Consider the following 22,760-nt stretch of genomic DNA (forward strand, 5'->3'; position numbering starts at 1 on the left):
GGAATTTGCCTCTTTGTTGCCGAATGACAGCCAGCGGGGCTGGCGAAGGCGACGAAAGATAGCTTCAATATAGATGACAGAAAAAGTCAGCTCTTTTCAGTTTTATTGATAGGTGTGCCGGTTGAACTTCAATAGCGACAGCATCGAATTGTTTCTCGCAGTGATCGAGCGCGGCTCGTTCTCCTCCGCCGCACGGGCGCTGGGCAAAGTCCCCTCGGCAGTGAGCATGGGCATCGGCAACCTTGAAGCCGAGCTTGGCTATCTGCTGTTCGATCGCAGCCATCGTGAACCGCAACCGACCGCCATGGCCCTGTCCCTGGTACCGCACGCACGGCTGATCGCCGAGCAGCTCAAACAGTTGCAAGTGCACGCGGTCGAGCTGTCGCTGGGGCTGGAGAGCAAGTTATCGATTGGCGTGGTGGCGGATATTGACCGGCGCCGTTTGCTCGGGGCGATCAAGGTGATTGCCGAGCGCTATCCGCTGCTCGACATCGAAGTGCTGACGGCGCCGCAGGATGACGTATTGGCGATGCTGCACAGCGGTCGAGTCGGTCTGTGCCTGGCGTTCGCCGGGTTGCGCATGAACGTGCTGGAGCGGTTTCATTTTGTCGGCAATGAGCGACTGGTCGCCACGCTGGCGGCGGACAGTCCGTTGTTGCAGGGGCGTGATGTGTTTCTCGAAGATCTGGTACAGGTGCGGCAGATCATCGTTGCTAGCCGGGATCTGCCGATCAGCGAAACGCGGCCGCTGGTGGCGCAATCGTACTGGCGCACCGACAGCCTGGAAGCGGCAATGGACATGGTCGAGGCGGGGTTGGGCTGGGGTAATTTTCCGCTGTCGGTGGTGCAGCCGCGACTGGACGCGGGGCGCTTGCAGCGGCTGAATTTCCGCAATATTGAGAACGGCCTGGTGATGCCGGTGCATGCGGTGTGGCTCAAGAGCCAGCCGTTGCAGAAGGGCGCGCTGGCCTTGGTCGACCTGCTCAGCCATTGAATTTGGTAGAGATCCTTTGTCGATCGTTCCCACGCTCCGCGTGGGAATGCCGCAACGGACGCTCCGCGTTCGGCTCTGGAGGGACGCAGAGCGTCCCGGGCTGCATTCCCACGCAGAGCGTGGGAACGATCGGTAACTCTGCATTTTTTGCGGGGTTATGTACTTTCGCGAACCTTCAGCTCAAACCCCATGTCCTCCACCGGGCGCGGCACTTTATTGCCCGCCATCAGCGTCAGCATCTGCTCCGCCGCGCGTCGGCCGATCGCCTCGCGCGGGGTGTTGATGCTGCTCAGGCGCGGCACCATGTGCTCGGACATCGGCAGGTCATTGAAACCGAGAATCGCCACCTGCTCGGGGATCTTGATGCCATTGCGCAGCGCTTCGAGCAAGGCGCCCTGGGCGAGGTCGTCGTTGCCAAAGAAAATCGCATCGACATCCGGATGCGCCGCCAGTAATTGCAGAAACAACTCGCCGCCCAAGCCCACCGATGAAGATCGCGGCGTCAGCACTTCCAGATCCGGGTCGTAGCGGCCGGCCTTCTGCAACGCCCGGCGAAAGCCCTCACCGCGCAGCAGCGTGCGCTGATCGAGTTGTGCGCCGATGTAGGCCAGGCGTTTGCGTCCGCGAGACAGAAGATGTTCGGCGGCGGTTTCCCCAGCGCTCAACTGTGAAAAGCCCACGCAGTTCAAACCGACGCTGCTGTCCAGCTCCATCATGTACACGCAGGGAATATTGCTCGCCTCGATCATCCGTCGCGAGCTCTCGGTGCGATCAAAACCAGTCAGCAGAAAGCCGCGCGGCTGGTAGGCCATGTAGTTGCGCAGCAGGTTTTCTTCTTCATCGCGCGAGTAGTGGAAGTTGCCGATCAGCACTTCGAAGCCCTTCGGCGTCAGCACCCGATGAATGGCTTCCAGCGTGTCGATGAACAGCAGGTTGGACAGCGACGGCACCAGCACGACGACCGAATGGCTCTGCGCCGAGGCCAGCGCGCGGGCGGCCGGGTTGACCACGTAGTTGAGTTCGAGCGCGGCTTTCTGCACTTTTTCCACCAGTTCGGTGGCCACAGTACTGACGCCGCGCAGGGCACGGGAGGCGGTAATCGGGCTGACGCCGGCCAGGCGGGCAACTTCATTAAGGGTAGGACGGCCGGTGGTGCGGGTATTTTTATCGTTCTTGGGGGAGGTCATCGGGCGGCTTGCCAAACAAAAATCAAGGCACTAAGGTAGCGCTGTCCTGATGCAGCTGCAAATGCGTGAGCGAGGTCCTGCCTGATCTTGGCTCTTTGGCGTTGGGAACGAACCTGCTGCAACCCAAAAAAACGACAAGAAGGCGTCGGCAACTTCTGCCTGTGCACTAGAGTCATAGCTAGCAAAGGTAGCGCTGTCTGCGCGCTGAGGTGTTATATGAGTCATCCCATCACCGCCCTGGTCATCATGGGCGTTGCCGGTTGCGGCAAGACGTGCGTCAGCGAGGCCCTGTGCCATTTGAGCGGCGCCACTGCCATTGAAGGCGATACTTTTCATCCGGCCGCGAACATCGAAAAGATGAGCGCGGGGATCCCCCTGAACGACGACGACCGTGCCGGCTGGCTCGACAGCCTGTGCGATGAACTGCGTCGCGTCGATGCGTCGGGCAAACGCCCGGTGCTGACCTGCTCGGCCCTCAAACATATCTATCGCGAACGCCTGCGCAGCGCCTTGCCGGGCCTGGGCTTCGTGTTCCTGGAACTGACCCCTGAAGTCGCCGCCGAACGTGTCTCGCACCGTCCGGGCCATTTCATGCCGGCCACGCTGATCGAAAGCCAGTTCGCCACCCTCGAATCGCCCAAGGGCGAGCCGCTGACCCTGGCACTCAACGCCTCGGTACACAGCGTCGAAGAGCTGGCACTGCAGGCTCACGTCTGGTGGCAGGCCCACGGTCTGAAACAGGCGGTATGAGTATGTTGAAAAAGACAGCGCTGTCCTCCCGACTTCTGTTCAACCCGCTTTAATAACAACAACAATCCAGGAGACACCCCCAATGTTCGGCATGTCCCACGAGACGTTCCTGCTGCTCGATGCAGTGGTCACGGTAATCGGTCTGATTATCCTGATCACCAAATTCAAGATTCACCCCTTTATCGCTCTGACCATTGCGGCCGCGTTCCTCGGCCTGACCTCGGGCATGCCGATCGGCACCATCATCAAGGCGTTCCAGGACGGCTTCGGTGGCGTGCTCGGTTTCGTCGGCATCATTCTGGCGCTGGGCACCATGCTCGGCAAAATGATGGCCGAATCGGGCGGGGCGGATCAGATTGCCCAGACCCTGATTCGTGCGTTCGGCAAGGACAAGGTCCAGTGGGCGATGATGTTCGCCGCATTTCTGGTCGGCATCCCGCTGTTCTTCGAAATCGGCTTCGTATTGCTGATTCCGCTGGTGTTCATCGTGGCGCGTCGTACCGGTGTGTCGATCATCAAGATCGGCATCCCGCTGCTCGCCGGCCTGTCCGCTGTACACGGTCTGGTGCCACCGCACCCGGGCCCGCTGCTGGCCATCGGCGTGTTCGGCGCTGACATCGGCAAGACCATTCTCTACGGTCTGATCGTTGCGCTGCCGACCGCGATCATCGCCGGTCCGATCTTCGGTACGTTCATCGCCAAGCACATTCCCGGTCACCCGAATCAGGAACTGGTCGATCAACTGGCCCGCGAAAACGACTCGACCGATCTGCCAAGCTTCGGCATCACCCTGGTCACCGTGCTGCTGCCGGTGTTCCTGATGCTGCTGAAAACCTTCGCTGACGTGGCGCTGCCGGACGGCAACTTCTTCCGCACCTGGATGGACATGATCGGCCACCCGATCTCGGCACTGCTGCTGGCATTGCTGCTGTCGCTGTACACCTTCGGCTACAAGCAGGGCATCGGTTCCAACCAGATGCTCAAGTGGCTGGATGCGAGCCTGGCGCCAACCGCTGCGATCATTCTGATCATCGGTGCCGGCGGCGGCTTCAAGCAGATGCTGGTGACCAGCGGCGTGGGCGACGTGATCGGTCACATGGCGGTCAGCGCACAGATCTCGCCGATCCTGCTGGCGTGGCTGGTGGCCGCGGTGATCCGTATCGCGACCGGTTCGGCCACCGTGGCGACCATCACTGGTGCCGGCATTGTAGTGCCGGTGGTGGGGATGATTCCTGGCGTCAACCGTGAGCTGCTGGTACTCGCGACCGGCGCCGGTTCGCTGATCCTGTCGCACGTTAACGACGCTGGTTTCTGGCTGGTCAAGCAGTACTTCAACATGACCGTGGCCGAAACCTTCAAGACCTGGACGGCGATGGAAACCATCCTGTCGGTGGTCGGTCTGGGCTTTATCCTGCTGTTGTCGCTGTTCGTTTAAACAGCTTCTTGCAGGCACAAAAAAACCGCAGCGATGCGGTTTTTTTGTGGATGAAATTTCAGGACTTTACACCGCTGATCGTTCCCACGCTCCGCGTGGGAATACAGCCCGGGACGCTCCGCGTCCCAAAGCGGACGCAGAGCGTCCATTGATGCATTCCCACGCGGAGCGTGGGAACGATCGAAGGTGTGTCAGTTATTTCGGGGCCAGGCCATCCGCGCGGAACATCCCGCGAATCCCGCGCACCGCCTGGCGGATGCGGTCCTGGTTTTCAATCAGCGCGAAGCGCACGTGATCATCGCCATACTCGCCAAACCCCACCCCCGGCGAGACGCAGACCTTGGCCTCGGCGAGCAGTTTCTTGGCGAATTCCAGCGAACCCAGGTGCGCATACGCCTGGGGAATCTTCGCCCAGACATACATCGATGCCTTCGGATTCTCGACCATCCAGCCCAGCTCATGCAGGCCCTTGACCAGCACGTTGCGGCGCTGGCGATACTGCTCGGCGATGTCGCGCACGCACTGCTGATCGCCTTCCAGCGCAGCAATCGCCGCGACTTGCAGCGGGGTGAACGTGCCGTAGTCGTGGTAGCTCTTGATCCGTGCCAGAGCGTTGACCAGTTCCGGGTTGCCGACCATGAAACCGATGCGCCAACCGGCCATGTTGTAACTCTTGGACAGGGTGAAGAACTCCACCGCAATGTCCTTGGCGCCCGGTACCTGCATGATCGACGGGGCTTTCCAGCCGTCGTAGACGATGTCGGCGTAGGCCAGATCGTGGATCACCAGCACGTCGTACTGCTTGGCGAGGGCGATCACCCGTTCGAAGAAATCCAGCTCCACGCACTGCGCGGTCGGGTTCGACGGGAAGCCCAGAATCATCATTTTCGGCTTGGGGATCGAGCCGCGAATCGCCCGTTCCAGTTCGTCGAAGAAGTCCACGCCCGGCACCAGCGGCACCGAACGCACCTGGGCGCCGGCAATCACCGCGCCGTAGATATGAATCGGATAGCTCGGGTTCGGCACCAGCACCGTGTCGCCCTGATCCAGGGTCGCCAGCATCAAATGCGCCAGGCCTTCCTTGGAACCGATGGTGACAATGGCTTCGCTTTCCGGATCGATATCGACCTCGTAGCGTTGCTTGTACCAGTTGGAAATCGCCCGGCGCAGGCGCGGAATGCCTTTGGAGGTCGAGTAACCGTGGGTGTCTTCGCGTTGGGCGACTTGCACGAGTTTTTCGACGATGTGCGGCGGCGTGGCGCCGTCGGGGTTGCCCATGCTCAAGTCGATGATGTCTTCACCACGACGCCTGGCGGCCATCTTCAGCTCGGCGGTGATGTTGAAAACGTACGGGGGGAGTCGATCTATGCGCGCAAAGCGGCGCGGCGAACCTTGTTCGGCCATTGTTGCCTCGGATAACGTAAGCGCCCGGAACCGTCCGAGCGACGCTGGTCACTGCGGTGACCTGTGGCGGAAGATAAGGGCGCTGATGGCATACTGTCCAGCCTGTTTGTAAACATTTTCTCCGAAGGAAATCGGTCAATGGAATTCACCAGCGGCTTCTTGCTGAGCCTTTCGCTGTGCCTGGATATCGGCGTAGCCAACATCGCGATGATTACCCTGGCCATGCAGCGCGGTTACTTTCAGGGCTTTGCGCTGGGTTTGGGCACCTGCGTCGGTGACTTGATTTACGCGGTGCTGGCGCTGGCCGGGATGACCGTGTTGTTGCAGTACGAAACCGTGCGCTGGGTGCTGTGGATCGGTGGTTCGGCGCTGCTGATCTACTTTGCCGGGAAGATGATTTACTCGGCGATTCATCATGAGGCGTTGCTTCCCGAGACGGCAGAAGTGGGGCAGAGCTCCCATCGCAAGGAGTTTTTCCGCGGGATCTTTCTCGCCATGTCGTCGCCGAGTGCGATTCTCTGGTTTGCGGCGGTCGGCGGCACATTGATCGCCCGATCCGGTGGCGGTGGCGCGATTAGCTCGGCGTTGTTTCTCGGCGGTTTCCTCTGCGCCGGGCTGCTGTGGTCGGCCGGTCTGTGCTTCGCCGCCAGCCACGGCGGCAAGCTGTTGGGCGACAAGCTGTTGCGCTATTCGTACATGGCATCGGCGGCGATCTTCTGCTATTTCGCGGTCTATGTGATCCTTTCCGGCTATAACGAGTTTGTCGGTTCGGGCGCCGCCGAGCAGTTGCATACGCTGTAAGCGTGCGAAACGGTTCGGGCTTTCTATACTCCCAGCCCAACCCACTTTTGTGTACCAAGGAGTCGTGTCATGGATGAGCAAACATGCGTCGAAGTGGCAGAACCTCGCTTCGAACACGGGGCGTTTCTGCTGATCGCTGGATTCGGCGGACGGTTTACCCAGGATTCCACCGAAGACATCCCGGCGTTGTGGGAAAAACTCATCCCGCACCTCGGGAAAATTCCCGCGCAAGTCGGTGAAGTGACCTATGGCGTTTGCTGCAACGCGGACGGCGAGGGCGGCTTCGAGTACATCGCCGGCGTGCAGATCGACAAGCTTGATGATCTGCCGGAGAAGTACCGCTGGGTTGAAATCCTCCCGCAGCATTACGCGGTCTTCGAGCACAAGGGGCCATTGGAGCAACTGCCGGAAACCTTTCAGTACATCTGGAACACCTGGCTGCCGCAGTCCGGCCGTGAAACAGCGGACGCCCCGGAGTTCGAGCGCTACAGCGAGGATTTCAATCCGAAACTGCTCACCGGCACGCTGGAAATCTGGTTGCCGCTCAAAGCCTGAGAGCTACCCATCGAGGCGGATCATGTCCGCCCCGGATGATCTGCTTTATGCTTGGCGACCTCAATTCCAATGATTTCCGAGTTGCCATGAACACCGTCATCCGTAACGTCACCGCCGCCGATCTGGACCGCTGCTACGCCATCGAAACCGTTGCCTACGAAGGCGACGAAGCCGCGACCCGCGAAAAGATCGCCAAGCGCATCGCCACCTGGCCGGAAGGTTTTATCGTCGCCGAGGTGGATGGCGAGGTGGCCGGTTTCGTCAATTCCGGCGCGGCGTTCGATGTGCAGATGTCCGACGAAGCGTTCAAGGAACTGATCGGCCACGACCCGAAAGGGCCGAACGTGGTGATCATGTCGGTGGTCGTGCATCCGGATTATCAGGGCCAGGGTCTGGCGAAGCGTTTGATGGCCGAGTTCATCGAACGCATGCGCGGGATGGATAAAGCGACGATTCACCTGATGTGCAAAGAGCAGCACATCCCGCTGTATGCCGGGTTTGGGTTTGCCTATATCAAACCCTCGGAGTCCGACCACGGCGGCATGGCGTGGCACGAGATGATCCTGACCCTCTGACGAGCACCGAACCTGATCGTTCCCACGCTCCGCGTGGGAATGCCTCTTGTGACGCTCTGCGTCACGCTTTTGGGACGCGGAGCGTCCCTTGCTGCATTCCCACGCGGAGCGTGGGAACGATCATCGACGGGGGGGTCAATAGAGGGTGTCGCGCACCCGCTTCGGGGCTTCAGCGTCGTAGGTTTCGGCATCGAACTGGCCGTCATTCAGGCGCTTGTGAAACGCGCCGGCACTTGGCAACGCCGAGCGTGGAAGATGGGTTTGCGGGTTCCAGGCGTCGGAACGGACGAACGCTTTCGAACAATGAAAAAACGCCGCCTCCACCGTCACCAGCAACACCGTTTTCGCCGCTTTGCCATTCACCGCAAAACTCTCCAGCATCTCAGGCACCGCGCTGATCTGCGCGGTGCCGTTGACCCGCAGCGTTTCGCCAATCCCCGGAATGATGAACAGCAGCGACACCCGCGGATCATGCAGCACATTGCGCAACGTATCGATGCGGTTGTTGCCCGGGCGATCGGGCAGGGCCAGGGTGCGTTCGTCGATGATCCGCACGAACCCGGGCTTGTCGCCGCGCGGTGAGTTGTCGAGGCCATCGGCGCCTGTTGAGCTGACGATCACCAGCGGTGACAGGCGCACCATCGCCTGGTAATCGTCGTTGAGAAAGCCGATCTGCTTGCGCACCGCGCGTTCGTGCGGCTGGCCGTATATCGCCTCGAGTGCTGCGATTGAATCAATCATCGTGCCTCCCTCTACGACTCAGAAAAACAGCCCCATGCGCCGCTCGTAACCGATCCGGCCCTTGTACGCCTCGCCGCTGTCGACGTAGCCGTGTTTGGCGTACAGCGCGATGGCCGCTTGGTTGTCGGCGTCCACCGACAGTTCCAGTCCCCGGATTTCCGGCCAGGCTTCACGCGCGACGGCGGGCAGAGCTTGTAGGCATGCCTTGCCGTAACCTTTGCCTTGCGCACGGTGATCGACCTGCAACGCATGCAATGTGGCGCTGTGTTCGTTGGCCCAGTCGGGCAGTACCGGCGGACGCTTGAGCAGCAGGAACGCTACCGGCACCTCGTCTGCCAACAGGGCAAAACCTTTCACCCCGGGGCCGGGTTTCGACAGCAGCGTGTGCAACGCGCCGTGAATGTCGCCGGAGAACTTGATCTGTTCGGCATGGATTTCAATCGCCTCGACTTGCTGACGCTGCAAGGCGTTCAGGTTGTCGTACGGCACGAGTCTGGCTGACACGGGAATTTCCTTTTTCCTACAAAGTGAGCCTCGGATTCTAGCGATATTGGCGTCGTGAAATATTTTTGTTTGGCCTGTCGATCTGCAAAAAGCACAAACGACTAAGGGTGTCTTCCCACAAAAACCACGGAGAACACCATGAACGCACACAGCGAAATCCAGACCCTGATCAATACCTATCGCGAAGCGGTGATGACCAAGGACGTCGAAAAAGTCATGGCCTTGTACGCCGACGACATCGTCTCGTTCGATGCGATCAAGGCCCTGCAATTCAAGGGTAAAGCGGCGTACCGCGCGCATTGGGTCGAGTGCATGGAAATGTGCCCCGGCCCGCACGTTTTCGAGTTTCAGGAAATCGCCATCGAAAGCGCCGACACCATCGCCTTCGCTCACTGGGTTGCCAATTGCGGCGGGACCAACGAGAAAGGCGAAACCCAGAGCTGCTGGATGCGCGTCACTGCCTGTTATCGGCAGGTTGGTGGAGCGTGGAAAATCGTCCATGAGCATTGGTCGGCGCCGTTCGATCCGATGAGCGGCGCGACCCTGTTCGATGTGCAGCCCTGATCTTCAGCCATAGTTGAACCGTTCGAATCAGGAGAACGCCATGAAGTATTTATGCCTGGTCTACAGCGACGAGCGCCTGCTGCATTCGTCGCCCGACAGCCCCGAAGACGCCGAATGCTGGGCCTACGCCGAGTCGATCCAGGGCAGCGGACGCATGGTCGCCGCCGAAGCGCTGGAGTCGGTGCAGACCGCCACTACGGTCAGAATGCGCAACGGCAAGCTGTCGATCACCGATGGGCCGTTTGCCGAAACCAAGGAGCAACTGGCCGGGTTCTACCTGATCGATGCCAAGGACCTCAACGAAGCGATCCAGGTTGCCGGCAACATTCCGGCAGCGCGGGTCGGCAGCGTTGAGGTGCGACCGGTGCGGCAGTTGAATGTCTGACGTACGGGCGCGGGTCGAGCAGGTTTACCGTCAGGATTCACGACGGATTCTGGCGACGCTGATCCGCCTGCTCGGTGATTTCGACCTCGCCGAAGAAGCCTTGCACGAGGCGTTCTTCGTCGCGGTGGAACGTTGGGAGCGCGACGGCGTGCCGGACAACCCGCGCACCTGGCTGGTCTCGACCGGGCGCTTCAAGGCGATTGATGTGTTGCGTCGGCGCGCACGGTTCAAGGCTTCGCAACCGTTGTTGCTGGCGCAACTGGAAGAACTCGAACAGGCCGACTGGAGTGGCGAGGACGTGGAAGACGATCGCCTGCGCCTGATCTTCACCTGCTGTCACCCGGCGCTGGCGGCGGATGCGCAAGTGCCGCTGACCTTGCGCGAAGTCTGCGACCTGACCACCGAGGAGATCGCCCGCGCCTTTCTTTCTGCGCCGGCGGCAATCGCCCAGCGCATCGTGCGCGCGAAAGCCAAAATCCGCGACGCGAAAATCCCCTATCAGGTGCCGAGCCTGAAAGAGTTGCCCGAACGACTCGACAGTGTGTTGCGGGTGATTTATCTGGTGTTCAACGAAGGTTATTCGGCATCGATCGGCCTTGAGCTAACCCGCGAAGATCTCACGCGCGAGGCAATTCGCCTCGGGCGCCTATTGATGGAGTTATTGCCGGAGCCGGAAGTGATCGGGCTGCTGGCGCTGATGCTGCTGCACGAATCGCGGCGACCGGCACGCACCTCGCCGAGCGGCGAACTGGTGCTGCTGGATGATCAGGATCGCGCGTTGTGGGACGCAGGGTTGATCGCCGAAGGCTGTGCACTGGTTGAGCGCGCGCTGAGTACTCGGCGGTTCGGCCCGTATTGTTTGCAGGCGGCGATTGCCGCGGTACACGCCGAGGCGCCGGACGCAGCGCAAACCGATTGGGTGCAGATCGTCGGGCTGTATGACGTGTTGCTGCGGGTGCTGCCATCGCCGGTGATCGAGCTGAATCGCGCGGTGGCGGTGGCCAAACGCGATGGGCCGGGGGCCGGGCTGAGTCTGATTGAAGGGATTTTGCAGCGCGGCGACTTGCAGGGTTACCACCTGGCACATTCGGCGCGGGCGGAGTTTTGTCGACAGTTGGGCCGGGTGGATGAGGCGCGCATAGCCTATTTGCGTGCTCTTGAGCTGACTCGACAAGAACCTGAGCGGCGTTTTATTGAAGGGCGTCTGAGCGAATTGGACTGACCTGAGATCTCACCGACCGTGCCGGCCTCATCGCTAGCAGGCTAGCTCCCACAGGTGTCGAGGATGTCCATGAGTATCGTGCACGACTCGGGCATTGTGGGAGCTAGCCTGCTAGCGATTGGCAGCGCCACTATTCCAGCATCTTCCCCAACAACCAGCTCCCCGCCGGCCCCGGTGGATACAGGCGTGACCACAGCGCATCGACAAACACCGGTTTCGGCCAGCCGCGCACGTTCAGTTCCACCAGCAGCTCATTGCCATAGCGCTGCGCCAGCCAGCGCGGCAGCGGTGCCCAGCCAAACCCTTTCTCGGCCATTTCCATCAGCATCAGATAACTCGGCGCCGACCACACCCGGCCTTTGCCACGGCTGTCATACGGATTGACGATGGTCGCCAGGCGCAACTCGCGATGCTCCTCGAGCAGTTGCTGATCCACCTGTTCAAGCTTCGCCAGCGCATGCTCGCGATTGACGAACAGGGCAATCTCCGTGCGTTCGGCCACGGTCGAGGTCACCAGGTCGGGTGGATAACTTTCCTGCATTTCCGCGAAGGCCAAGTGCGCGCGGCCGCGCTGGACCAGTTCGATCAAGTCCTCGCATTCAGCGATCAGACATTCCAGTTGCAGGTCCGGATAGCGCTGCTCGAACTCCACCAACGCCGCCTCGAAGCGATAGGACTGATAGGTGTCGGAAATCGCCACCGTCAGCTTCGGCTCGACGCCTTGCGACAATTGCCGTGCGGTCATTTCCAGACGATTGCTCGCCGCAAGAATCGCCTCGGCCCGTTGCAGCAGCACGTGCCCGGCCGGGGTTAGCGTCGGTTTGCGGCTGCTGCGGTCGAACAGCACAACGTCCAGATCAATCTCAAGACTCGCCACCGCCGCGCTGATGGTCGATTGACTGCGCCCCAGCTTGCGCGCCGCCGCGGAAAACGAACCTTGCGTCGCCGCTTGCACGAACGCCAGCAGCACTTCCTGCGAGATCATCAACTATCGCCTTGATCGATGGTTATTGGTTATGAAGTATCGGTGCGAGGGTCGATCATGGCAACCATCTTTACTCAAGGAGCCCGGCCATGACTGCCGACAAATCCATCACTGAACGTATTTTGCAGGCCATTGGTTTCGAGCTGTTGGCGATCCTGATCTGCACGCCGTTGCTGGCGAGGCTGTTGCAAAAGCCGCTGCTCGACATGGGCGCGGTCACTGTCCTGATTGCGCTGCTGGCGCTGGGCTGGAACGTGGTGTTCAACCGGTTCTTTGATCGGGTGTTGGTGCGTCTGAATGTTGCCCATAACGCCTGGGTGCGGGTGGCGCATGCGCTGCTGTTTGAAGGCGGTTTGATCGTGATGGGCGTGCCGTTGATCGCCTGGTGGCTGTCGGTCAGCCTGTGGCAGGCGCTGCTGCTCGATATCGGTGTGCTGCTGTTTTTCCTGCCGTACACCTATGTTTATCACTGGGGTTACGACGTACTGCGCGAGCGCTTCGTATCGCGCAACGTCTGTCAGGGTTAAACGCAAAAATCGCAGCCACTGAAGGCTGCGATTTTTTTCGTTTCAAATCAGAGAAACATGCCGCCGGAAGCCTCGACACGCTGGCCGTTGATCCACCGACCACCCTCGGACAGCAACAGCGCCAACGCGCCGCCAATATCGTCCGGTTGCCCGGCACGGCCCAGCGCGGTGTTGCTGGCGACCATCGCATTCAACGCTGAATTGTCGCGCACGGCACCGCCACCAAAATCAGTCTCGATGGCGCCCGGCGCAAGAACGTTCACGCCGATCTGCCGTGCGCCCAGCTCCTTGGCCTGATAACGCGTCAGCACTTCCATCGCGCCTTTCATCGCCGCATAAGCGCCGTAACCGGGCAGGCTGAAGCGGGTCAGGCCGCTGGAAACATTGATGATGCGCCCGCCATCGTTGATCAGCGGCAGCAACTGTTGAGTCAGAAAAAACGGCCCCTTCAACTGCACATTCATCAGCAGATCGAACTGCTCTTCGGTGGTGTCGGCGAACAAGGCATGTACGCCAATTCCGGCATTGTTGACCAGAAAATCGAAGCGCTGACGGTCGAAGGTGTGCTGCAAGGCCTGCTCAACCCGCGCGCCGAACTCGGCAAAGCTTTCGCTGCGGCCGACGTCCAGTTGCAGCATGACCGCATTGGCGCCGAGCGCTCGCAGTTCGCTGACCAGCGCCTGCGCCTCGTCAGCGCGGCTGTGGTAAGTGCCGATGATGTCGATGCCTTGCGCGGCGAGGTGCAGTGCAGCGTTCTTGCCGAGGCCACGGCTGGCGCCGGTGATCAATGCGATTTTACGGTTCATGGGGCTTGCTCCGATTGCGTTGAGTGGGGATGGATCAAAGTTTATTTATCCGCCCCAAGCTGATAAACAGGCTGAAAGCGGAATCACTGATCGGATCAGCCGAACAATCGCGGGGCGCCAAAATGAACAAACTGGAACTGCTGCGCACCTTCGTGCGGGTCAGCGAACTGTCGAGTTTCACCCTCGCCGGCGAGAGCCTGGGTCTGCCGCGCTCAACCGTGTCCGAACATGTGCAAGCGCTGGAAGCCCTGCTCGGTACACGCCTGTTGCAGCGCACCACGCGCAAAGTGCAAGCGACCCAGGACGGCATGGTCTTGTACGAGCGCAGCAAGGATCTGCTGTCGCACATGGACGAGATTGAAGGCTTGTTCCGCCAGGACGAGGCCTCGCTGACCGGGCGCATCCGTGTCGACATGCCGAACATTCTCGCCCGGCGTCTGGTCATGCCGCGCCTGCCGCAGTTCATGCAGCAGCACCCGAATCTACAACTGGAAATCAGCAGCACCGACCGCCGTGTCGATCTGCTCAGCGAAGGCTTCGATTGCGTGCTGCGGGTCGGCGCGCAACCGGATCAATCGGTGGTGGCGCGGCACCTCGGCGATTTTTCGATGATCAACTGCGCCAGCCCCGCGTACCTCGAACGCTACGGCGTGCCGCAAACCCTGGAGGACCTCGCGCAGCATCGGCTGGTGCATTACGTCGGGGTGCTGGGGTCGCGTTCGGAAGGTTTTGTCTACGAGGAGGGCGGCGAGGTGCGGCGATTGCCGATGGCCGGCAGCATCACGGTCAACAGCACCGATGCTTACGAGGCGGCGTGCCTCGGTGGCTTTGGCCTGACTCAGGTACCGCGCACCGGCATGCAGCCGCATCTGGAAAACGGCGAACTGGTTACCGTGCTGCCGCAATACACCGCACCGTCGATGGCGATTTCATTGCTGTATGCGCGGCAACGGCATTTGCCGCTGCGGGTGCGGGTGTTCATGGATTGGCTGGGGGAGGTGGTTCAATCGACGCTTTGACGGGGTCACCACAATCCCCTGTAGGAGTGAGCCTGCTCGCGATAGCGGTGTGTCAGATAAATCAGCGTTGACTGACACACCGCTATCGCGAGCAGGCTCACTCCTACAGGGGGATTCTCATTTGCTCAGAAAATCTGGGTGAACAGCCAATACAGGCTGCCCGACAGCAGGATCGCCGCCGGCAAGGTCAGCACCCACGCCATCAGCAAATTGCGGATGGTCTTCATCTGCAACCCGCCACCATTGGCGACCATGGTCCCGGCCACGCCGGATGACAGTACATGGGTGGTCGAGACCGGCAGGCCGAACATGTCCGCTGCGCCGATGGTCAGCATCGCCACGGTTTCCGCCGAGGCACCTTGCGCATAAGTCAGGTGGGTCTTGCCGATTTTCTCGCCGACGGTCACCACGATGCGTTTCCAGCCGACCATGGTGCCGAGCCCCAGCGCGATGGCCACGGCGATCTTCACCCATAGCGGAATGAAGCGTGTGGCGTTATCGATCTGCTGTTTGAACAATTGCAGTTTGCTGCTGGTGTCGGCGTCGAAGTTGCCAACCTTGTTCTTGTCCATCAGGCGAATGCTTTCGCTGGCCAGGTACATGTCGTTGCGCACGTTGCCCATGGCTTCGGCGGGCACTTTGGCCAGCGAACCGTAGCCTCTGACTTGCTCGCCGATGTGTCCGGTCAACGCGGCAAGGGCCGGAATCAGTTGCGGTGTGGCTTCCTTGCTGCGCACGTAATCGGAAAGGATCGGACGCGGATCGGCCGGTGCCGGCAGCGGTGAGCTTTTCACCAGCGCCTGCTGGGTGACTTGCGCCACCGCGGCGAACTGCAGCGATTGTTCTTCCGGCATGGTGCGGTTCAAGGCGTAGGCCATCGGCAAGGTGCCGACCAGAATCAGCATGATCAGGCCCATGCCTTTCTGCCCGTCGTTGGAGCCATGGGCGAATGACACGCCGGTGCAGGTGGCGATCAGCAAACCGCGAATCCACAGCGGCGGCGGGGTGTTGCCCTCGGGTGCCTTGTACAGCGAGCGATTCTTGACGAAGGCGCGCAGGGCCAGCAGCAACAGCGCCGCGCAACCGAAACCCACCAGCGGCGACAGCAGCAAGGCGTAACCGATCTTGGTCGCCTGCGCCCAGTCGACACCACTGGTGCCGTCGCGGCCGTGCATCAGCGCATTGGCCACACCGACGCCGATGATCGAGCCGATCAGCGTGTGCGAAGACGACGCCGGCAAGCCCAGCCACCAGGTGCCGAGGTTCCACAGAATGGCGGCGATCAGCAAAGCGAAAATCATCGCGAACCCAGCCGACGAACCGACCTGCAGAATCAACTCCACCGGCAACAGGGCGATGATGCCGAACGCCACCGCGCCGCTGGAAAGCAGCACGCCAAGGAAATTGAAAAAGCCCGACCAGACCACTGCCACATTCGGCGGCAGCGAGTGGGTGTAGATCACCGTCGCCACCGCGTTGGCCGTGTCGTGGAAGCCGTTGACGAACTCGAAGCCCAGCGCAATCAGCAGCGCTACGCCGAGCAGCAGAAACGGCGTCCAGGTGGTGACCACCGTGCCGAGTTCGTGCATGTCGTGCATCAGGCTGTAGGCGGTGAACAGCATGCCCATCGCCAGTACCGCGAAAAAGATCACATAGGTGAACGGGCTGGGTTTCTTGTCCAGCGCCGGCCGGCCGCTGGCGGCAGGGGCGGGGCTGGCGGTCAGGGAGGGAGTAGCCATGAGCGGACAATCCTGAGCGAGGGAAGGAATGTCGCCCATGATCGTTGCAGAATGTTACAGAGAGACTGCGGCAGATCAGTGTTTGCCTGATTAGTCTGACCATTGATCTTGAGAACGCCGAAGTCCCCTGTGGGAGCTGGCTTGCCAGCGATGGCGGACTGACATTCAACGTGGATGTTGACTGACCTGACGCTATCGCTGGCAAGCCAGCTCCCACAGGGGGTTGTGGTGTGCGCGGGGTGGGGGCCTCAATAATCTCCACGCTTGCGAAACGCCCAGCGCCCGGCGATCAGGGTGAACGTCGCCACCAGCGCGACCAGTACCCAGAACCCGTGCGGGTCTTGTGATAACGGCACGCCGCCGACATTCATGCCGAAGAAACCGGCGATGATGTTGATCGGCAGCGCCAGCACCGTGACCACGGTGAGGGTGAACAGCGTGCGGTTGCTCTGTTCGTTGAGGTTGGCGGCGATCTCTTCCTGGAGCAATTTGATCCGCTCACCGAGGGCGGTGAGGTCGTTGATGATCAGCGCGAACTCCTCGGTGGACTTGCGCAGCTCCTTCACGTCCTCCTTCTGCAACCACGGCGGCGGACGGTTGAGCAGGCGCAGCAGCGAACCCGGTTCCAGCGCCAGCAAGCGTTGCAGGCGCACCAGCACGCGGCGGTTGGCGCCGAGTTCGGCGCGGTTGGTCGACAACCGCGAGGAGAGCAATTCGTCCTCGATCTGATCGACGCTCAGGCTGGTTTTGCGCACGATCTGCGTCAGCACCTCGCCCTGATCGCGCAGCAGGTGCACGAGCAATTCCGACGGCGAACGAAAGCGCTCGCCGGCCTTCACCGACGAGCGCAATTTGTCCACCGAGTGCAGCGGTTGCAGGCGTGCGCTGACGATCAGTTTGCTGCGCACACAAACCCACAGCGTCGACACGTCCGAGGAGACCATGCTGCTGAGGTTGAACACCACATCGTTGACCACCGCCAGCAACGCTGAGTCGACATGCTCGATGCGCGTCGAACGCGAGCCCTCATGCAGCGCTTCGAAAAATTCTTCCGGCAATTGCAGATGGCTTTTCATCCAGCGCTCACAGGCGGCGTGGGCCAGATTCAGGTGCAGCCAGAGGAATTCACCGCTGTCGCTGTCGTCCTGCAAGCAACGCAGCGCCGTCGCCGAATCGACTTCGCGCCCGCGTTCGCCGGGCAGAAAACGGAAGCCATAGAGCAAACCGAACAGGTCCGGATCGCGATGGCTGATATCGAGGCTGTGATTCATGGCGGCTCGCTGCGAGGAGGGCGGTTGATGCGGGTTTTACAGGTTCACCTGAGCGGCATCATCGCAATGTCACATGACATTTATGTGACAGTAAAACGGCGTCAAATCAATGCCTTACCGGCTGTCGGAAGTTTCTCAAGAAGGGCTCTGGCACGCCGATCTCAGCTGAGTTAGGTTGCGCGCCATTGGCTTTGAGCCAAGGTTCGCCGACAGGGAGGTCCGGCCATTTTTCACGCTCGTTCCGGGCGTGCTCCACCCCTGTCGTGAGTACCTTCGATGCTGCAAAAATCCCTGAGAGCGCAAATGCTCGCCCTGTTGAGTGGCAGTCTGCTGGCGGTGCTATTGATCGCGCTGGCCTGCTTCCATTTCCTGTCCAATGGCGTACAGAGTTACAGCCAGTTGCTCGCCGGGCCGTTGCACACCTCGCAACTGATCGACGAAGCCAACCTGCAATTCAAGGTGCAGGTGCAGGAATGGAAAAACGTCTTGCTGCGCGGCAAGCAGCCGGCGGATCTGGCCAAGTACTGGGGCCAGTTCGAAGAGCGTCAGCGCGACGTACAGAAAATCCTCAGCGAACTGGCCGGCCAGAGCAGCATCGAGCCGAGCCTGAAAAACCGCATCGAACGCCTGCGTGACGAACACCGCCAACTCGGCGCGGCCTACCAGAAGGGCCGCGATGCCTACGTCGCCGCCGGCGGTGATCCGGCGGCGGGCGATGCCGCAGTCAAAGGCGTCGACCGCGCGACCAGCGATCAGATGAGCGAACTGGTGGCTGAACTGCGCCAGCAGGGCACTGAGCAGTCGGCGCTGATCAGTGCCGGCGCCGATCGTACTGTGTGGATCGGCTTGCTGGTGATGCTGGCGTCGGGGCTGCTGATCGGCCTGCTGAGCCTGTGGCTGGTCAATCGCAACCTGGTCGAGCCGATCCGCAAACTCATCGACTATGTGAGCCAATTGAGTCGCGGCCAACTCGCTGCGCGTGTGACCAACGAGCGGCAGGACGAGTTGGGCAACCTCGCCACCGCGGCGAACACCTTGCGCGATTTCCTCGCCGATACCTTCACCCGTCTGCAGCGCAGTGCCAGCGATCTGGACAGCGCCAGCGGCGAGTTGAACGCCATCGCCACAACCATGGCCGGCGGCACCAACGAGCAATTCAACCGCACCGATCAGGTGGCCACGGCGATGAACGAAATGTCCGCCACCGCCCAGGAAGTCGCGCGCCACGCCGCCGACGCCGCACGCGCTGCCGACGATGCCGATCAGTCGGCGCAGCAGGGCGAGAAGGTCATGCAGACCACCATTCATTCGATCACGCAGATGCGCGGCGAAATCGCCAACACCGCCACCGTGATCCGCCGTCTCGAAGCGGACAGCGGGCGCATCGGCAAGGTACTGGAAGTGATTCGCGGCATCGCCGAACAGACCAATCTGCTCGCGCTCAACGCCGCCATCGAAGCGGCACGCGCTGGTGAGGCCGGGCGCGGCTTTGCCGTGGTCGCCGACGAAGTGCGTAACCTCGCGCAGCGCACGGCGGAGTCGATCATCGAGATCAACCAGATCATTCAGAGTGTGCAGACCGGCGCGGTGGACGCTGCGCACGCCATCGATAATGGCCAGGCGCGCAGCGATGAAAGCGTCGAGCAAGTCACCCAGGCGGGTGCGATGCTCGAGCGCATCACTCATGCAGTGGAAGCGATTCGTGATATGAACCGGCAGATCGCTACGGCGGCTGAGGAGCAGACTTCGGTGGCCGAAGACATCTCGCGCAACCTCACCGAGATCACTGCGATTGCCAGCACCAACCTGGATAATGTGCAACGCACCGAGAGTGCCAGCCAGAATCTGCATGGGCTGTCGGGGCAATTGAATGAAGTGACGGCGCGGTTGAGTGCTTGATTGGTTTGGGGCGTGGTACGTCAGTTTTTTCGGCGTGATGGCTTGGCCCTCACCCTAGCCCTCCCGAAACGTCGGACCGCCCAGAGGGAGAGGGGACTGACCGCAGTGTGTGTTAGAGATACGTCGACCTGAAATGTCGAGGTGAACTCAGGTTTGAGCGGCCCGCAAATCGGCTCCCTCTCCCGGGGGAGAGGGCTGGGGTGAGGGGGAATCGATTTCCCAGTCACCCCAAACCTCACGTCAAACGCCAGCCACAAAAAAGCCGCACGATCATTAAATCGTGCGGCTCTTTATCAGCGCTCTATCAAGTATCTTGCTTGTTGCTCAACACCTTGCCGGTAGTTGCATCAAAGTCCACATCGAACTCTTTGCCATCAGCGGTCTTCAGCTCAACTTCATACTCATAACCGTTGAAGTGGTTGTCCAGGTCGGTGTCAGTAATGGTCGCACCCGGATGCAGTTTCAGCGCCTCGGCGTTCATCGATTCCAGCGACTTGATCTTGCCGTCTTTCACCAGTTGCGGGATCTGGTCGATGCGTACGTCGGCCTGAGCCAGGCCAGCGGTGAGGGTCAGGGCAGCGGCGGTAAACAGGGCAGTCAAAGTTTTCATCGGTTCATTCCTTGGTTGTGCGTTGAAGTGGTTGATCTGTGTAAGTGAGTTCAGATTAACCAGCGCAACTTAATTCACCCTTAAATCTCGGCCTCGCGATAAAACTGCTCTTTGTGGGAGCGAGCCTGCTCGCGAAGCAGGCGACTCGATAACGGCTCAGAAACCGTTCTTCTTCAATACTTCATCAACACTGCCAGCCGCCGGGCGCTGGTAAAACTTCAACAGTTCACTGGCGCGGTTGGTAAAGATGCCATCGACTCCGGCCGCCATGACTTTCTCGTAATCCACCGGCTCATCGACGGTGTAGACGTGCACCAGCATGCCCTGATCATGGGTGTACTGATTCATCCACGGCTGCACCAGATCCGAATAGCTCTGGTCACCGCCATGGGTCAGTTTGGCCGATGGACCGGTACCGATAGCGCCCTGGGCCTTGGCGAAGTCGACCCACTGCTTGAATTCAGCTTCGGACTTCGGTTCCTGTTTACCGTAGAAAACGTTCTTGTCCTTTTCACCGGAAGCGGCAAAGGTCACGTTCGATTTCGGCTCGATGCTGCCTTCGCCGACCCACAACAGCAGGATCTTCGGCACTTGCGGCATTTCCTTTTCCAGCAATTGCAGGCTGTTCTTGTCGAACGTCTGCAGGATCACCTTGCCTTTGCCCTGGCCAACGCCGAGCGCGCTTTTCGCCAGTTTCGAACCGGCCGGGCTCAGCCAGCCGCGGTCCTGGAGTTTTTCCTTGAGGTCATGTTCGATGCCGGGAAACAGCTGCGGCTCTTTGGTTTCGATGTACAGGCCCGGCTTGTGCTGCGGATTGGCGCGGGCGATGTCGATGATTTCATCGAGGGTCAGAATCTTCAGCCCGGCATAGGACGGGCGCGCGCGGTCCGGGTACTTGGTGTTGAACCAGCTACCGGCGTCGAGGGTTTTCAGTTCGGCCATGGTGAACGCGGTGGCCGGGCTATCCTTGCGTTCCGGAAATTTGCTCGCAACGTCGGTGGTGCGCTGCAGATTGTCATCGTGCAGGGCGAACAACACGCCGTCCTTGCTGCGCTGCAAATCCAGCTCCAGGTAATCGGCGCCCAGGTCGCGGGCCAGTCGGTAAGCGGCGGCGGTGGATTCCGGCGCATCGAACGACGCGCCACGGTGAGCGATCACCGCCGGGTGCGGAATGCCGTGGGCTGCGGCAATGGCTTCAGGATCGCTGTGGCTGGCGGCCTGCGCCTGACCGAGGCCGAGCAGCAGACTCAGGACCAAAGCGCTTTTGGTAAAAGTAGCGGGCATGTTCGAGTTCCTTTCGCAGGCAATTTCAAAGAGCACTGTTTTAACAACTGAAGCGCTCCGGTGCCAGCGCAGGACCGACATAAACGTATCAAAAGCGAATTTTCCTGCACGTTTGTGGCGCCGTTTGCAGTACGCTTGCTCTCGGCAGACACCCCGGCAGAGGGTGCGCCGCTCAGTGGCCCTGCGTGTAAACCATCGATCATCATTCGCGAGGTTTACCATGCGCATCACCTCCCAACTCATCTGCCAGGCCGCCGACGACCTCAAGGGCTTCGTCGGCCTCAATCGCAAGACCGGTCAATACATCGTCAGATTCAGCGAAGACTCGTTCGGGATGGACGTCGCCGATGACGGCATCATCGCCGCCAACGAATTCGTCTGGGCCCCCGCGACCGAACAGACCATGACCCTTAAACGCGAGTTGATCCAGTTGCTGCTGGATCAACACATCGACGACCGGATCAACATCACCGAACCGCTGCGCGTTTACATGAGCAAGGTGGAAGTGCCGGAGATCATCGCGGTGCGCAGTCTGGTGCGGGGCTGAAGCCTTGCGGTGAACCGGTAGCCGCCATCGCCAGCAGGCTGGCTCCCACAATGGATTCGTGGCGTGCCTAAAACCCTGTGGGGACTAGCAGGGAATTGAGGTATTCACCGATCCCTGTGGGAGCCAGCCTGCTGGCGAAGGGGCCGGTGAATGCACCGCCAACCATTTGTCCAAATCAGAAGCCGAACTCAACACTGCTTACCAGCACAAGCTACAACAAACGCAAGCACCAGCGGCGGCGTCTGCCCCTTGAGCGCCGTACGTTCCGGCTGGAACAGCGTAGCGACAAAGAACGGGAGATCCTTGAGCTCAACGGCACGCAAGTCCCCCGCAGAATCGTGCCCCACAGCGTGTAGCCGATCGCTGAGCAATTGGCGTTCGAACTGCGGATTCACACCATAACGGCAGCGATAACCTTCATGGATTTCAGCCGTTTCGTACGCCTTGGCGATCAACGAGCCGGGCTCCAGGTGAATGCTGTCCACTGCCTCGACCAGCGAACACGTCAGTGGCGTGAGCAATGCGCGCTCGGACTCCGGCGAGGTTTCGCCATGTGCCGCATCGGCCCAGCCCAGCACATTGCGTGAATATTCCAGTACGGCATGCTGAAAACCGCCGCAAGTGCCGAGGAAAGGCCGCTGCTGTTCGCGGGCAAACCGAATCGCGCGCAAGGCGCCATCTTCGCTTTTGTAAGGACTGGCCGGCACGCACCAGAAACCGTCGAAGGAGTCCAGCGGCGTATCGGCGTGGATCTGCTCAGTGGGTAACCAGTCGAATCGCACTGCGCGCTCGAGTTGTTCGGCAACCAGCCCGAGAGCGACGGGGATGGCCTGATGGGCGGTGACTTGCGGGTCGTGATCGCCGATCAGGGCGATGCGGATGGCGCGGCGTTCCATGGGATGTCCCTGCGCTGTTGAGTGTTGGCGGACAATATAATCGGGCGCTCGCGCACTGGA

24 protein-coding genes are annotated in these 22,760 nt (G+C 60.7%); 13 read left to right on the plus strand and 11 right to left on the minus strand.

Features of this window, described 5'->3' with window-relative positions; all coding sequences use genetic code 11:
- The first annotated feature begins 121 nt into the window (after nucleotides 1-121).
- Nucleotides 122-994 carry a LysR family transcriptional regulator gene (locus J3P93_RS06975; RefSeq protein WP_434596082.1) on the plus strand — a complete coding sequence of 291 codons (873 nt, stop codon included), beginning with the start codon at nucleotides 122-124 and terminating at the stop codon, nucleotides 992-994.
- Nucleotides 995-1,149: 155 nt separating this feature from the next.
- On the opposite strand, the gene J3P93_RS06980 is transcribed toward J3P93_RS06975, so the two are convergent.
- Entirely contained in the window at nucleotides 1,150-2,181 is a 1,032-nt protein-coding gene (locus J3P93_RS06980) for a LacI family DNA-binding transcriptional regulator (RefSeq protein WP_434596083.1), read from the minus strand.
- A gap of 216 nt (nucleotides 2,182-2,397) precedes the next feature.
- Here J3P93_RS06980 and J3P93_RS06985 point away from each other — a divergent pair, with 216 nt between their 5' ends.
- Together J3P93_RS06985 and J3P93_RS06990 are read left to right on the plus strand one after the other, a co-directional pair.
- Entirely contained in the window at nucleotides 2,398-2,931 is a 534-nt protein-coding gene (locus tag J3P93_RS06985) for a gluconokinase (protein WP_093099113.1), read from the plus strand.
- An 82-nt stretch (nucleotides 2,932-3,013) separates the two neighbouring features.
- The gene (locus tag J3P93_RS06990; protein ID WP_093099116.1) at nucleotides 3,014-4,366 is read left to right on the plus strand and encodes a GntP family permease; all 1,353 of its coding nucleotides are present in this window, start codon (nucleotides 3,014-3,016) and stop codon (nucleotides 4,364-4,366) included.
- A gap of 195 nt (nucleotides 4,367-4,561) precedes the next feature.
- Here the strand turns inward: J3P93_RS06990 and alaC are convergent, their stop codons facing one another.
- The gene (gene alaC, locus J3P93_RS06995) at nucleotides 4,562-5,770 is read right to left on the minus strand and encodes an alanine transaminase (RefSeq protein WP_434596084.1); all 1,209 of its coding nucleotides are present in this window, start codon (nucleotides 5,768-5,770) and stop codon (nucleotides 4,562-4,564) included.
- Nucleotides 5,771-5,908: 138 nt separating this feature from the next.
- Between alaC and J3P93_RS07000 the strand changes: the two genes are divergently transcribed.
- The 3 genes from J3P93_RS07000 to J3P93_RS07010 all read left to right on the plus strand — a co-directional run bounded on the left by J3P93_RS07000 (nucleotide 5,909) and on the right by J3P93_RS07010 (nucleotide 7,701).
- A complete protein-coding gene (locus J3P93_RS07000; RefSeq protein WP_434596085.1) occupies nucleotides 5,909-6,571 on the plus strand; it encodes a LysE family translocator in 663 nt (220 codons plus the stop codon).
- 69 nt (nucleotides 6,572-6,640) lie between these two features.
- Nucleotides 6,641-7,126 (plus strand): GyrI-like domain-containing protein, encoded by a 486-nt coding sequence (locus J3P93_RS07005; RefSeq protein WP_434596086.1) that lies wholly within the window; start codon nucleotides 6,641-6,643, stop codon nucleotides 7,124-7,126.
- An 86-nt stretch (nucleotides 7,127-7,212) separates the two neighbouring features.
- Entirely contained in the window at nucleotides 7,213-7,701 is a 489-nt protein-coding gene (locus J3P93_RS07010; RefSeq protein ID WP_434596087.1) for a GNAT family N-acetyltransferase, read from the plus strand.
- A gap of 135 nt (nucleotides 7,702-7,836) precedes the next feature.
- Here J3P93_RS07010 and J3P93_RS07015 read toward each other — a convergent pair whose 3' ends face one another.
- Together J3P93_RS07015 and J3P93_RS07020 are read right to left on the minus strand one after the other, a co-directional pair.
- Nucleotides 7,837-8,442 (minus strand): pyridoxamine 5'-phosphate oxidase family protein, encoded by a 606-nt coding sequence (locus J3P93_RS07015; RefSeq protein ID WP_434596088.1) that lies wholly within the window; start codon nucleotides 8,440-8,442, stop codon nucleotides 7,837-7,839.
- A gap of 18 nt (nucleotides 8,443-8,460) precedes the next feature.
- The gene (locus J3P93_RS07020; RefSeq protein ID WP_434596089.1) at nucleotides 8,461-8,946 is read right to left on the minus strand and encodes a GNAT family N-acetyltransferase; all 486 of its coding nucleotides are present in this window, start codon (nucleotides 8,944-8,946) and stop codon (nucleotides 8,461-8,463) included.
- A gap of 138 nt (nucleotides 8,947-9,084) precedes the next feature.
- On the opposite strand from J3P93_RS07020, the gene J3P93_RS07025 reads away from it, so the two are divergent.
- From J3P93_RS07025 to J3P93_RS07035, 3 genes are read left to right on the plus strand one after another with little or no spacing between them, the layout of a single operon-like run.
- Nucleotides 9,085-9,510, plus strand: coding sequence for a YybH family protein (locus J3P93_RS07025; protein ID WP_090285484.1), 426 nt, complete (start codon nucleotides 9,085-9,087; stop codon nucleotides 9,508-9,510).
- A 40-nt stretch (nucleotides 9,511-9,550) separates the two neighbouring features.
- A complete protein-coding gene (locus J3P93_RS07030; protein ID WP_008081988.1) occupies nucleotides 9,551-9,895 on the plus strand; it encodes a YciI family protein in 345 nt (114 codons plus the stop codon).
- Nucleotides 9,888-11,117: an RNA polymerase sigma factor gene (locus J3P93_RS07035; protein ID WP_434596090.1), complete on the plus strand. Its 1,230-nt coding sequence runs from the start codon at nucleotides 9,888-9,890 to the stop codon at nucleotides 11,115-11,117. Before J3P93_RS07030 ends, J3P93_RS07035 begins: the two co-directional genes overlap by 8 nt.
- A 130-nt stretch (nucleotides 11,118-11,247) precedes the next feature.
- On the opposite strand, the gene J3P93_RS07040 is transcribed toward J3P93_RS07035, so the two are convergent.
- The gene (locus J3P93_RS07040) at nucleotides 11,248-12,102 is read right to left on the minus strand and encodes a LysR family transcriptional regulator (protein WP_434596091.1); all 855 of its coding nucleotides are present in this window, start codon (nucleotides 12,100-12,102) and stop codon (nucleotides 11,248-11,250) included.
- Between the two features lie 89 nt (nucleotides 12,103-12,191).
- Between J3P93_RS07040 and J3P93_RS07045 the strand changes: the two genes are divergently transcribed.
- The gene (locus J3P93_RS07045) at nucleotides 12,192-12,629 is read left to right on the plus strand and encodes a multidrug/biocide efflux PACE transporter (RefSeq protein ID WP_434596093.1); all 438 of its coding nucleotides are present in this window, start codon (nucleotides 12,192-12,194) and stop codon (nucleotides 12,627-12,629) included.
- A 47-nt stretch (nucleotides 12,630-12,676) separates the two neighbouring features.
- On the opposite strand, the gene J3P93_RS07050 is transcribed toward J3P93_RS07045, so the two are convergent.
- Nucleotides 12,677-13,435: an SDR family NAD(P)-dependent oxidoreductase gene (locus J3P93_RS07050; RefSeq protein WP_434596094.1), complete on the minus strand. Its 759-nt coding sequence runs from the start codon at nucleotides 13,433-13,435 to the stop codon at nucleotides 12,677-12,679.
- A 122-nt stretch (nucleotides 13,436-13,557) separates the two neighbouring features.
- Between J3P93_RS07050 and J3P93_RS07055 the strand changes: the two genes are divergently transcribed.
- Entirely contained in the window at nucleotides 13,558-14,454 is an 897-nt protein-coding gene (locus J3P93_RS07055; RefSeq protein WP_434596095.1) for a LysR family transcriptional regulator, read from the plus strand.
- A gap of 125 nt (nucleotides 14,455-14,579) precedes the next feature.
- Here J3P93_RS07055 and J3P93_RS07060 read toward each other — a convergent pair whose 3' ends face one another.
- Nucleotides 14,580-16,193, minus strand: a complete 1,614-nt coding sequence (locus J3P93_RS07060) for an inorganic phosphate transporter (protein ID WP_434596096.1) — start codon at nucleotides 16,191-16,193, stop codon at nucleotides 14,580-14,582.
- Between the two features lie 248 nt (nucleotides 16,194-16,441).
- A complete protein-coding gene (locus tag J3P93_RS07065; protein ID WP_434596097.1) occupies nucleotides 16,442-17,464 on the minus strand; it encodes a transporter in 1,023 nt (340 codons plus the stop codon).
- Nucleotides 17,465-17,740: 276 nt separating this feature from the next.
- On the opposite strand from J3P93_RS07065, the gene J3P93_RS07070 reads away from it, so the two are divergent.
- A complete protein-coding gene (locus J3P93_RS07070) occupies nucleotides 17,741-19,363 on the plus strand; it encodes a methyl-accepting chemotaxis protein (RefSeq protein ID WP_434596098.1) in 1,623 nt (540 codons plus the stop codon).
- Nucleotides 19,364-19,667: 304 nt separating this feature from the next.
- Here J3P93_RS07070 and J3P93_RS07075 read toward each other — a convergent pair whose 3' ends face one another.
- Together J3P93_RS07075 and J3P93_RS07080 are read right to left on the minus strand one after the other, a co-directional pair.
- Nucleotides 19,668-19,973 carry a PepSY domain-containing protein gene (locus tag J3P93_RS07075; protein ID WP_030142484.1) on the minus strand — a complete coding sequence of 102 codons (306 nt, stop codon included), beginning with the start codon at nucleotides 19,971-19,973 and terminating at the stop codon, nucleotides 19,668-19,670.
- A gap of 156 nt (nucleotides 19,974-20,129) precedes the next feature.
- A complete protein-coding gene (locus J3P93_RS07080) occupies nucleotides 20,130-21,257 on the minus strand; it encodes a glycerophosphodiester phosphodiesterase (RefSeq protein WP_434596100.1) in 1,128 nt (375 codons plus the stop codon).
- A gap of 220 nt (nucleotides 21,258-21,477) precedes the next feature.
- Between J3P93_RS07080 and J3P93_RS07085 the strand changes: the two genes are divergently transcribed.
- Nucleotides 21,478-21,804 carry a DUF2025 family protein gene (locus tag J3P93_RS07085; RefSeq protein WP_434596102.1) on the plus strand — a complete coding sequence of 109 codons (327 nt, stop codon included), beginning with the start codon at nucleotides 21,478-21,480 and terminating at the stop codon, nucleotides 21,802-21,804.
- A 188-nt stretch (nucleotides 21,805-21,992) separates the two neighbouring features.
- Here J3P93_RS07085 and J3P93_RS07090 read toward each other — a convergent pair whose 3' ends face one another.
- Nucleotides 21,993-22,700 carry a CTP synthase C-terminal region-related (seleno)protein gene (locus J3P93_RS07090; RefSeq protein ID WP_434596105.1) on the minus strand — a complete coding sequence of 236 codons (708 nt, stop codon included), beginning with the start codon at nucleotides 22,698-22,700 and terminating at the stop codon, nucleotides 21,993-21,995.
- Nucleotides 22,701-22,760 lie beyond the last annotated feature (60 nt).

Origin of the sequence: Pseudomonas sp. R3-57 (assembly GCF_051132065.1) — a bacterium.
Taxonomy (GTDB): Bacteria; Pseudomonadota; Gammaproteobacteria; order Pseudomonadales; family Pseudomonadaceae; genus Aquipseudomonas.